10 protein-coding genes are annotated in these 10345 nt (G+C 69.4%); 7 read left to right on the top strand and 3 right to left on the bottom strand.

All coding sequences use genetic code 11. From position 1 onward, the window contains the following. Positions 1-88: 88 nt before the first annotated feature. The gene (locus tag ABTZ89_RS29330; protein ID WP_351050692.1) at positions 89-1042 is read right to left on the bottom strand and encodes an MBL fold metallo-hydrolase; all 954 of its coding nucleotides are present in this window, start codon (positions 1040-1042) and stop codon (positions 89-91) included. 63 nt (positions 1043-1105) lie between these two features. On the opposite strand from ABTZ89_RS29330, the gene ABTZ89_RS29335 reads away from it, so the two are divergent. The 4 genes from ABTZ89_RS29335 (at position 1106) to murQ (ending at position 4136) form a co-directional block, all read left to right on the top strand. Further along, positions 1106-1519 (top strand): MarR family winged helix-turn-helix transcriptional regulator, encoded by a 414-nt coding sequence (locus ABTZ89_RS29335; RefSeq protein WP_270947419.1) that lies wholly within the window; start codon positions 1106-1108, stop codon positions 1517-1519. Positions 1520-1611: 92 nt separating this feature from the next. Continuing rightward, positions 1612-2004, top strand: coding sequence for a PPOX class F420-dependent oxidoreductase (locus ABTZ89_RS29340; protein ID WP_270947420.1), 393 nt, complete (start codon positions 1612-1614; stop codon positions 2002-2004). Positions 2005-2304: 300 nt separating this feature from the next. After that, positions 2305-3225 carry a MurR/RpiR family transcriptional regulator gene (locus tag ABTZ89_RS29345; protein ID WP_270947422.1) on the top strand — a complete coding sequence of 307 codons (921 nt, stop codon included), beginning with the start codon at positions 2305-2307 and terminating at the stop codon, positions 3223-3225. Continuing rightward, complete coding sequence (gene murQ / locus ABTZ89_RS29350; RefSeq protein ID WP_408641782.1) at positions 3225-4136, top strand: N-acetylmuramic acid 6-phosphate etherase; 912 nt, start codon at positions 3225-3227, stop codon at positions 4134-4136. Before ABTZ89_RS29345 ends, murQ begins: the two co-directional genes overlap by 1 nt. 15 nt (positions 4137-4151) lie before the next feature. Here murQ and ABTZ89_RS29355 read toward each other — a convergent pair whose 3' ends face one another. Beyond that, entirely contained in the window at positions 4152-5084 is a 933-nt protein-coding gene (locus ABTZ89_RS29355; protein ID WP_351050698.1) for a nucleoside hydrolase, read from the bottom strand. A gap of 100 nt (positions 5085-5184) precedes the next feature. Further along, positions 5185-5931: a Fic family protein gene (locus tag ABTZ89_RS29360; protein ID WP_270947426.1), complete on the bottom strand. Its 747-nt coding sequence runs from the start codon at positions 5929-5931 to the stop codon at positions 5185-5187. A gap of 216 nt (positions 5932-6147) precedes the next feature. Here ABTZ89_RS29360 and acs point away from each other — a divergent pair, with 216 nt between their 5' ends. The 3 genes from acs (at position 6148) to ABTZ89_RS29375 (ending at position 10200) form a co-directional block, all read left to right on the top strand. Continuing rightward, positions 6148-8130: an acetate--CoA ligase gene (gene acs / locus ABTZ89_RS29365; protein ID WP_351050702.1), complete on the top strand. Its 1983-nt coding sequence runs from the start codon at positions 6148-6150 to the stop codon at positions 8128-8130. A 236-nt stretch (positions 8131-8366) separates the two neighbouring features. Next, positions 8367-9584, top strand: coding sequence for a Na+/H+ antiporter NhaA (gene nhaA / locus ABTZ89_RS29370; protein WP_270947429.1), 1218 nt, complete (start codon positions 8367-8369; stop codon positions 9582-9584). Positions 9585-9699: 115 nt separating this feature from the next. Next, positions 9700-10200, top strand: a complete 501-nt coding sequence (locus ABTZ89_RS29375; protein WP_270947430.1) for a phage holin family protein — start codon at positions 9700-9702, stop codon at positions 10198-10200. The last annotated feature ends 145 nt before the right edge of the window (positions 10201-10345 follow it).

Consider the following 10345-nt stretch of genomic DNA (forward strand, 5'->3'; position numbering starts at 1 on the left):
GAACGGCCTGTTCACCTCACCTCCCGAGGCGAACAGGCCGTCCGCTCCTGTGGACAACTCGCCCCCGCTGTGGAGAACTCCCGCAATTTCAATGGAAATCGGAGGTCCGATTTCCATTGAATTTGCGTCCTGTCCGGTCTGCGACCGCGAAGCACGACCGGCACCGCGGGTCGCATGCGCCGCAGGCGGTCAGGTCAGGGGGGTGCCAGCGGGTGGTGCCGGAGTCGGTGATCGCTCGGCCGAACTGGACGTCGGCGAAGTGGCCTCCGAAGCCGATCGTGCCCGGCTCGTGGAGTTCGCGCACCAGGTCCTGACGGGTTCGGATCGCCTGCTCCTGGTCGACGTCGACCTGGACCGGCCAGGTCGGGTTCGAGATCTGCACCGCGCTGTGCAGCGCGTCGCCGAAGACGATCAGCCGCTGGTCGCCCGAGGTGATCGCGTAGGACGCGTGGCCCGGCGTGTGGCCGGCGGAGTACCGCACCCGGACGCCGGGGAAGACCTCTTGTCCATCGTGGACGGTTTCGAGCTGCGCTTCGACGCCGGCCAGCATCTCGTCGGTGACGTCCGGTGCGTGCTGGTCGCGGAGCTTCCACTCCGGCTCCGCCAGCAGGAATCGCGCCGCGGGGAAGACTCCCCGGTGCGCCCAGCCGATGTGGTCCGTGTGCAGGTGGGTGATCGCGACGGCTTCGACCTCTTCGGGAGCCCGGCCCAATGCGGTCAAGTTCTCCAGCAGCTCACCGCCGCGAAGGGCACCGATGATCGGGTTCTCCGGATCCGCCGGGTGGGTCTCCGGGCCGAAACCGGCGTCGATCAGCATCGCGCGTGAGCCGTGCTCGACGAGGAGCCCGCCGATGCTCGCGACCAGCTCCCCCGCGTCGTCGAGGTAGTGCGCGTGTTCGCGCCAGTCGTCCTCCGACGTCTCCGGGAACCAGCCGCGCGGCTTGAGCCCGACCGCGCCGTCCGGGACGTAGCTGATCCGCAGGTCACCCAGCTCGATCGAGCGGATTCCGGCGACCGCGTTCCAACGGTGTTCTGCAACCATGCCGGTCAACTTACAACTAGAACTATTCTAATTGCAACATCTCTAACTTGCTATCCTGGTGACATGGACCGGTCCGCGGAAACCCGGGAGCTCTGCAGCCTGATCAGCGAGCTCTCGCACAACATCGAAGAGCACGTGCGGCACTGCGTGTCGGACAGCGATCTCACTTCGTCCCAGGCGATCGCGCTGCGCGAGCTGGCCGAGCCGCTGAGCATGCGCGAGCTCGCCGATCGGATGCACTGCGCGACGTCGAACGTGACCTTCCTGATCGACCGCCTGGAGAAGCAAGGCCTGGTCACCCGGCGCCCGCACCCCACCGATCGCCGCGCGAAGGAGATCGCCCTGACCGAGGAGGGCGAGCGGCAGCGGGCGCAGATCATCGAGCGCTTCTCGGTGAACACCCCGCTGTCCGGGCTCAGCGAGGACGAGCAGAAGACCCTGCACAAGCTCCTCCAGCAGGCCCTCGCCAACCGCTGAGGGAGTCCCCTCCTCCGGGACTCCCGAGTCGCGATGGCGGCTGCCTGCGGGCAGTGTCGGACTCAGGTGAAACCCGTCGGGAGGAGTTCGAGATGTCGGTGATTCCGCAGGACCGCGCGGACATCCTGGGAAAGCAGGCCTTCGGGCACGTGGCCACCATCGGTCCGCACGGCGAACCGCAGTCCAGCCCGGTGTGGATCGACTGGGACGGCCAGTACCTGAAGTTCAGCCAGACCAAGACGCGGCAGAAGTACCGCAACCTCAAGCGGGAACCGCGCATCTCCATCTCGGTGCACGACCCGGACCATCCGTACCGCTACGTCGAGGTGCGCGGCCGGGTCGCCAAGATCGAGGACGACCAGGACAACCGGTTCATCAACAAGATGGCCAAGAAGTACCTCGACGAGGACGAATACCCCTGGCCCCAGCCCGGCGACGAACGCGTCATCGTCTACGTCGAACCGGAGCACAGCACCAAGCAGTAACCGCTCGCGTGCCGATTTCGCAAGAAATCAACCGTCGGCCCGGACCCGGACAACAGCGGCTCGAAGCTGGCGATCGGGCGAGCGACCGGCCCGATTTCTTCGCGAAATCGGCACTTCGACGGCTGGCGCGCGGGCGTTGCCCAGGGGCGATAGCGGTTCGGAGCGGGGGAAGTCGGGTATTCCCACTTTCGGAGTAGTTGTAGGGAGATGCAACCCGGGTATGAAGTTGCCCCGTCCTCCGGTCGGAAACCCGGAAGAGGGCCATTGACCGCCTTGAGCAACGGTTAGTAAGTTTCCCACATGGCCACAGACGACACTTCCCACGAATCGGCCGAGGCTAGCCCCCTCGTCAAGATTCGTTCGCTGCTGCCGGGTCTCGCGCGAGCCGAGCAGCGGGTGGCCAACATCGTGCTCGCCGACCCTGCTTCGATCTCGCGGCGCAGCATCACCGAAGTCGCCGAAGCCGCAGGCACCAGCGAGACGACCGTGACCCGGTTCTGCAAGGCGATCGGCGTCGGCGGCTACCCGGACCTGCGCATCGCGCTCGCCGCGGACACCGCGCGCACGTCCACGCGCGATCGCGAGCTCGGCAGCGACATCGCCCCGGACGACGACATCCGGCAGATCATCGAGAAGGTCGGCTACGCGGACGCGAAAGCCGTTGAGGAGACCGCCGACCAGCTGGAAGCGTCGGTGCTGGAGCCGCTCGTCGACGACGTCGCGCAGGCCCGCCGCATCGACGTCTACGGCGTCGGCGCCAGCGCGTTCGTCGCGCTCGACCTCCAGCAGAAGCTGCACCGCATCGGCCTGACCTGCTTCGCCTGGTCCGACACGCACAACGCGCTGACCTCGGCTGCGGTGCTGCGCGAAGGCGACGTCGCCATCGGCATCTCGCACACCGGTGCCACCACCGAAACCGTCGAGGCGCTGCGCGAGGCGCGGCGGCGCGGTGCGACGACGGCGGCGCTGACCAACTTCGCCCGCTCCCCGATCACCGAGGTCGCCGACCACGTGCTGACCACGGCGGTCCGCGAAACGACCTACCGCTCGGGAGCCATGGCCAGCCGGATCGGCCAGCTCACCGTGATCGACTGCTTGTTCATCGGCGTCGCGCAGCGCCACCTGGACCAGGCCCGGGCAGCGCTGGAGGCCACCTACGAAGCGGTGGGCGGCCACCGCCTCGAAAGCCGACCGGACCGCCGGCGGCAGAAGGAGGCGTGATGAGCCGGGACCGCGCTGTGCGGGTGGACGCTCCGACCGAACGGACCAACCCGCGGACGCGGGACATCGATCTGCTGCCGACGCTGGACATCCTGCACGTGCTCAACGGCGAGGACCGCACGGTCCCGGTGGCCGTCGGCCGGGTCCTGCCCGAGCTGGCGAGCACGGTGGACATGGCGGTGACCGCCCTGCGCGCGGGCGGCCGCGTGCACTACGTGGGCGCGGGGACGTCCGGCCGGCTCGCCGTGCTCGACGCGGCGGAGCTGATCCCGACCTTCAACGTGCCGCCGGACTGGATCGTCGCGCACCAGGCGGGCGGTTCCGAGGCGTTCCGCCGAGCCGTGGAGAACGCCGAGGACAACGCCGCGACCGGTGCCGCCGAGATCCGCGAGAGCGCTTCGCCCGACGACCTGGTGATCGGCCTGGCGGCGTCCGGGCGCACGCCGTACGTGCTGGCGGCGTTGGAGGCCGCGCAGCAGCTCGGCGCGAAGACGGCCCTGATCACCTCGAACCCGGACGTCGGGCAGGTGCCGGCGGACGTGGTGATCGCGGTGGACACCGGGCCGGAACCGATCAGCGGCTCCACCCGGATGAAGGCGGGCACCGCGCAGAAGCTGCTGCTCACCTCGTTCTCCACCGCGGTGATGATCAAGATGGGCCGCACCTACTCGAACCTGATGGTCAGCATGCTGGCCACCAACGCGAAGCTGCGCGGCCGCACGATCGGCATCCTCCAGGAAGCGACCGGTGCTTCCGAGGAGGTCTGCGAAGCAGCGCTGACCGCGGCCGACGGAGACCTGAAGACGGCCCTCGTCCACCTCCTGACCGGCGCCGACGTCGAAGCCTCGGCGGCGGCTCTGGCGGTCGCCGACGGACAGGTCCGGGAAGCCCTCCGAACCCTCACCCCGTAGGCGACCGCCGACAGTTCAGCCGGGGAGGTCTGCGGCGACGTTGCGGTAGGCGTCGGTGACCAGGCGCCAGAAGCCCGCGGTGTCCAAAGTGGTCGGAACGGTCGCGTTCCGGCGGTCGGCCGGGGCGTCGAAGTCGGTGACCGTCATGCCGGAGGTGAACCGGCCCTGCGTCTCCACGTCGACGCGGGCGGGCACCGACTCGAACAGGCCGGGGTCGATCACGTACGCCACCGCGCACGCGTCGTGGATCGCCGGGCCCTTCTCCTGGTAGCTGATGTGGCTGCCGTAGAAGTCCAGGCACGGCGTGAGCAGTTCCGCGTCCAGGCGGCCGAGGTCGGCGAAGCCGGAGCGCACCTCGGCCGTCGCGCGCGCCTGGTGGGTGAGGTCGAGGCCGATCATGACCGTCCGCCACGGCGCGTTGAACGCGATCGAGGCGGCCTCCGGGTCGGCGACGATGTTGAACTCGGCGGCCGGGTTCGTGTTGCCGCGGGTGTAGGAGCCGCCCATGATCACGAACTCCTTCACCCAGTCCGCGATCCGCGGTTCCTTGCGCAGGGCCAGGGCGATGTTGGTCAGCGGCCCGACCGCGGTCAGGCTGATCTCGCCGGGCGAGGCGGCCAAGGTGTCGATGATGAAGTCGACCGCGTGCTGCTCGCTGAGCGCCGCCTTCGGCTCCGGCAGCACGGCGCCGCCGAGCCCGGAGTTGCCGTGCACGTCCCCGGCCGTCCGCGGCTCGCGCACCAGCGGCCGTCCGGCGCCCCGCGCAACCGGCACGTCCATGCCGTAGAACTCGCGCAGCCGCAGGGCGTTGTCGGTGGTGTGCTCCAGCTCGACGTTGCCGCCGACGGTGGTCACGCCGACGACGTCGAGCTCCGGGCTGCCGTGCGCCAACCCGAGCGCCAGCGCGTCGTCGATGCCCGGATCGCAGTCGATCAGGATCTTCTTCACCGAGTCCTCGTTCCTCCGGCTCGATCTGCAGTTTCCATTGAAACTGTGGTTCCCCGTGCCTGGTGCCCGCAGTTTCCATTGAAACTGCGGTTCCCGGGGATCAGCCCTCCTGGACCGCGTCGGCGATGGACTTCGCCTCGCGGGCGCCCGACTCCAGCGCCTTGCAGCAGTAGACGATCCACTGCGCGACCTGGTCCGGGTCGCCGGTGGCGAAGCCCAGGGCGAGTTCCGCGTACTCCTCCTGGCGGCGGAAGTAGGCCACCTCCGGGACCACCAGGCCCTTCGGGTCCAGGCCGCTGCCGATCACGCTCAGGCGCGCGGCCGCGCGTGCGATCACGCCGTTGGCGAGGCCGAACGGCTGCAGCGCGAGCAGCTCGCCGTGCACGACGGCGGCCAGCACCGGGCCCGGACCCTGCGCTTGCGGATCGGTGATGATCTCGGCGAGCAGGTCCAGCCGCTCGGCGACCACCGGGTCCGACTGCGGGCGACCGAGCTCGTCCGGGTCCTCCACCAGGTCTGCGGCGGCGAGCACGTGCATCCGCGCCAGCGCCTGCCGAGGCGCGCGCTGCCAGGTGGGCAGCAGCGCGCCCATCGCCTCGGCGATCCGCAGCGAACCGGCCAGCAGCGGGTCGGAGACCTCCCCGGATTCCGGGATCTCCGCGGCGCCTCCGGCGATGGCCGCGGACGCGCGGGCGGCGCGCACCGACGCTTCCGCCGCGGTGGTCGGCCAGCCGCGGCGGTTGGCCGGGTGCCGGTGGACTTCGTCGATCGCCGCGCGCGCCTCGGCCACGGCGTCGGCCACGCCGTCCAGCTCGACCAACGGGGCCAGCGAAGGCTTGTCGTTCACGCCCGCTGACGCTACCGCCAGGCCTTCCCCCCGCTGGCGGGGCCGGATGCGACATATGCCACAGTGGACCCCTCGACAGCCCCGCGTAGCGCAGTGATTTCGGACAGTACGCCCAATTGGTCTGAACCAATAGCGCTAACCCTCTGTTGCAGTGAGCCCGATCGCATTACGGTGCGGTTAGCACTGGCTACCCCACGACCACGGAGGTTCTCGGCGATGAGCCAGCCCGACGGGCAGAACAACGAACTCAGCAACCTGCTGAACGAGAGCAGGACGTTCCCGCCGTCGGCGGAGTTCGCGTCGCAGGCGAACGCCACCGCCGAGCTCTACGACCAGGCGGATGCCGACCGCGAGGCGTTCTGGGCCGAGCAGGCCGACCAGCTGCACTGGGAGACCAAGTGGGACCAGGTCCTCGACTGGTCCGACGCGCCGTTCGCGAAGTGGTTCGTGGGCGGCAAGCTCAACGTGGCCTACAACTGCGTGGACCGGCACGTCGACGCAGGCAACGGCGACCGGGTCGCGATCCACTGGGAGGGCGAGCCCGGCGACTCCCGCGACATCACCTACGCCGAGCTGCAGCGCGAGGTCTCGCGCACCGCCAACGCGCTGGCCTCGCTGGGCGTCAGCGCCGGTGACCGCGTCGCGATCTACCTGCCGATGCTGCCCGAAGCGGTGTTCTCGATGCTGGCCTGCGCCCGGCTCGGCGCGATGCACAGCGTCGTCTTCGGCGGGTTCTCCTCCGAGGCGCTGCGCTCCCGCATCAACGACGCCGAGGCGAAGGTGGTGATCACTGCCGACGGCCAGTACCGGCGCGGCAAGGCGATGCCGCTGAAGGCCAACGTGGACGAGGCCGTCAAGGAGACGCCGAGCATCGACCACGTGGTGGTCGTCAAGCGCACCGGCAGCGAGGTCGCCTGGGACGACGCGCGGGACAAGTGGTGGGACGACGTGCTGGACGGCCAGCCCGACACCCACACCCCGGAGGCCTTCGACTCCGAGCAGCCGCTGTTCATCCTCTACACCTCGGGGACCACCGGCCGCCCGAAGGGCATCCTGCACACCTCCGGCGGCTACCTGACCCAGGCCGCCTACACCCACCGCAACGTCTTCGACCTCAAGCCGGAGTCGGACGTCTTCTGGTGCACCGCCGACATCGGCTGGGTCACCGGGCACACCTACATCGTCTACGGGCCGCTGGCCAACGGCGCCACGCAGGTGATCTACGAGGGCACCCCGAACTCGCCGCACGAGGGCCGGCACTGGGAGGTCGTCCAGAAGTACGGCGTGACGATCTACTACACCGCGCCGACCACGATCCGGACGTTCATGAAGTGGGGCGCCGAGATCCCCGCCAAGTACGACCTGTCCAGCCTGCGGCTGCTGGGCAGCGTGGGCGAGCCGATCAACCCCGAGGCGTGGATCTGGTACCGGAAGAACATCGGTGGCGACCGCACGCCGATCGTGGACACCTGGTGGCAGACCGAGACCGGCGCGATCATGATCTCGCCGCTGCCCGGCGCGACCGCCACCAAGCCCGGCTCCGCGCAGCGCCCGCTGCCCGGGCTCTCGGCGAAGGTCGTCAGCGAGACCGGCGAAGAGGTGCCCAACGGCGGCGGCGGTCTGCTGGTGCTGGACAAGCCGTGGCCGTCGATGCTGCGCGGCATCTGGGGCGACGACGACCGCTACCGCGAGACCTACTGGTCGAAGTTCGCCGACCTCGGCTACTACTTCGCCGGTGACGGCGCCAAGTACGACGACGACGGCGACATCTGGCTGCTCGGCCGGGTCGACGACGTCATGAACGTCTCCGGGCACCGCATCTCCACCACCGAGGTCGAGTCCGCGCTGGTCTCGCACCCGAACGTGGCCGAGGCCGCGGTGGTCGGCGCCTCCGACCCGACCACCGGTCAGGGCATCGTGGCCTTCGTGATCCTGCGCGGCGGGGTCGACGACGCGGCCTCCGGCGAGGCGGCGCTGAAGGAGCTGCGCGAGCACGTCTCCCGCGAGATCGGGCCGATCGCCAAGCCGCGGCAGATCATGATCGTGCCGGAGCTGCCGAAGACCCGCTCCGGCAAGATCATGCGCCGCCTGCTGCGCGACGTCGCGGAGAACCGCGAGGTCGGCGACGTCACCACGCTGGCCGACTCGAGCGTCATGAACCTCATCTCGAAGGGCCTGAAGACCGGCAGCGACGACTGATCCGCGTCATCGGACAGGGGCGTCCTCCCGCTCGGGAGGGCGCCCCTTCGCTGTCAACAGAACGTGAAGTTCCCGGCAAGGCGAACCACGATCAAGCCAATGACCTGCGACAATGCCGCGCCCGCATGGTTTCGCACAGCAACCATCCGGCGGTCGGATGTTAAAATCGCGCAATAGGTGTGCCGGGAAGTCTGGTCGGCGTCGCAATCCGTGCTACCCACGAACGGAGTCATCGAGTGTCGACAGCCGACCAGAACAAGCGGACCAGGACGTTCGACTTCGCCGCCTACCTGCGCACAGAGACCGTCGGCGGCATGGTCCTGCTGGCCGCCACCGCGGTCGCGCTGCTCATGGCCAACTCCCCGCTGACCGACTTCTACCAGGCCGTTCGCGACTTCGAGTTCGGACCGGAATCGCTGCACCTGAACCTGAGCGTCGGCGAGTGGGCCAAGGACGGCCTGCTGGCGATCTTCTTCTTCGTCGCAGGCCTGGAGCTCAAGCGCGAACTGGTCGTCGGCGAGCTGTCCAACCGCAAGAGCGCGATGCTCCCGGTCATCGCCGCGCTCGGCGGCATGATCGTGCCGGCCGTGCTCGCCTTCGCGATCGGCCACGGCGCGCCCGGTGCGCACGCCGCTTGGGCCATCCCGGTCGCCACCGACATCGCCTTCGCACTCGGCGTGCTGTCGCTGACCGGGTCCTGGATGCCGACCGCCGCGCGAGTCTTCCTGCTCAGCCTCGCGGTGGTCGACGACCTGGGCGCGATCATCGTGATCGCCGTGCTGTTCACCGACGGCCTGAGCGTCCTCGCGCTGCTGGCCGCCGTCGTGCTGTGCGCCGTGTACTGGTACCTCCAGCGCAAGCGCGTCACCAGCCCGTTCCTGTACGTGCCGCTGGCCGTGGCGGTCTGGATCGCGGTCCACACCAGCGGCATCCACGCCACCATCGCCGGCGTCGCGCTCGGCCTGCTCACCCGCGTCCACCGCGACCCGGACGAGCACGCCTCGCCCTCGGAGCGCTTGGAGCACCGCCTGCAGCCCTGGTCGGCCGGGCTGATCGTGCCGGTGTTCGCGTTCTTCGCGGCCGGCGTCCCCGTCGACGGCGACGCGCTGGTGGCCATCGGCGAGGACCGGGTCGCGATCGCGGTCATCATCGGCCTCGTGCTCGGCAAGCTGATCGGCATCTTCGGCAGCTCGTTCCTCGCGGTGAAGCTGGGCATCGGCGCCAAGCCGGACTCGGTGAAGTGGAGCGACATGGCGGCGCTGGCGATCCTCGGCGGCGTCGGCTTCACGGTGAGCCTGCTGATCGCCGACCTGTCGCTGGAAGGCGCCGCGGCCGAGCGCGCCAAGGCGGCGGTGCTGATCGCCTCCGCGATCGCCTCGCTGGTCGCCGCCGCGGTCCTGCTGCGCCGGGGCCGCAGGCGCAAGGGCGACGAGGTCGTGAACAGCGAATCCTGACCTGCCCGGCGAGCTGCGGCTGCCGGGGGCCTCGCCGCTGGTGGGGCCCGCCGGAAGTCACTCACGGGTAACGCACCGCGAGTCGCCGGGTCGCCCGTTGATCGCGCGTGGCACGATGGGGCACGTGAACAGCGCCCAGAACAGCACCAACGGCAGCCGTGACGGTGCGGGGTGGACTGCGGTCACGTCCATCCCGCTGTCCGAAGAGGGCACTGCTCCTGATGGGCAGTCCGTCGGCGCGTTGGTCCGCGATGCCACCACCCACCTGTCCACTCTGGTCAGGTCCGAGGTGGAACTTGCCAAGACCGAGCTCGCCGGTGAGGCGAAGAAGGCGGTCAAGGGCAGCGTCTACTTCATCCTCGCGCTGACCGTGCTCGGCTTCAGCCTGTTCTTCCTGTTCTTCACGCTGGCCGAGGGCCTGGCCCAGCTCGGCCTGTGGCGCTGGGCGTCGTTCGGCATCGTCTTCCTGCTGATGCTGGTGGTGGCCGGTCTGCTGGCCCTCCTCGGCTACCGCCGGGTCCGCAAGATCAGGGCCCCGAAGCGGACCATCGAGTCGCTGAAGGAAACCTCCCAGCTCACCAAGCGCCACAAGGACGAAGAGCCCGCCTCGGCGTAGCACCAGGACTCCAACGCGCCGCACCTCCCACCGGAGCTGCGGCGCGTTGTCGTTCGCCTGCCCACACCGGACCCGCAGTTTCAATTGAAACTGTGATCCGCCGTGGGTGGGATATGCTGTTTCATTTTAAAGTGCGGTCCACATC

It is taken from the genome of Saccharopolyspora sp. NPDC002686, assembly GCF_040295745.1.
GTDB lineage: Bacteria > Actinomycetota > Actinomycetes > Mycobacteriales > Pseudonocardiaceae > Saccharopolyspora > Saccharopolyspora oryzae.

What these genes read in the sequence shown, in the direction of transcription:
- ABTZ89_RS29335 (WP_270947419.1), top strand. Translation starts at nt 1,106, where the DNA reads ATGGACCGGTCCGCGGAAACCCGGGAGCTCTGCAGCCTGATCAGCGAG.
- ABTZ89_RS29340 (WP_270947420.1), top strand. Translation starts at nt 1,612, where the DNA reads ATGTCGGTGATTCCGCAGGACCGCGCGGACATCCTGGGAAAGCAGGCC.
- ABTZ89_RS29375 (WP_270947430.1), top strand. Translation starts at nt 9,700, where the DNA reads ATGGGGCACGTGAACAGCGCCCAGAACAGCACCAACGGCAGCCGTGAC.
- murQ (WP_408641782.1), top strand. Translation starts at nt 3,225, where the DNA reads ATGAGCCGGGACCGCGCTGTGCGGGTGGACGCTCCGACCGAACGGACC.
- acs (WP_351050702.1), top strand. Translation starts at nt 6,148, where the DNA reads ATGAGCCAGCCCGACGGGCAGAACAACGAACTCAGCAACCTGCTGAAC.
- ABTZ89_RS29345 (WP_270947422.1), top strand. Translation starts at nt 2,305, where the DNA reads ATGGCCACAGACGACACTTCCCACGAATCGGCCGAGGCTAGCCCCCTC.
- ABTZ89_RS29330 (WP_351050692.1), bottom strand. Translation starts at nt 1,042, where the DNA reads ATGGTTGCAGAACACCGTTGGAACGCGGTCGCCGGAATCCGCTCGATC.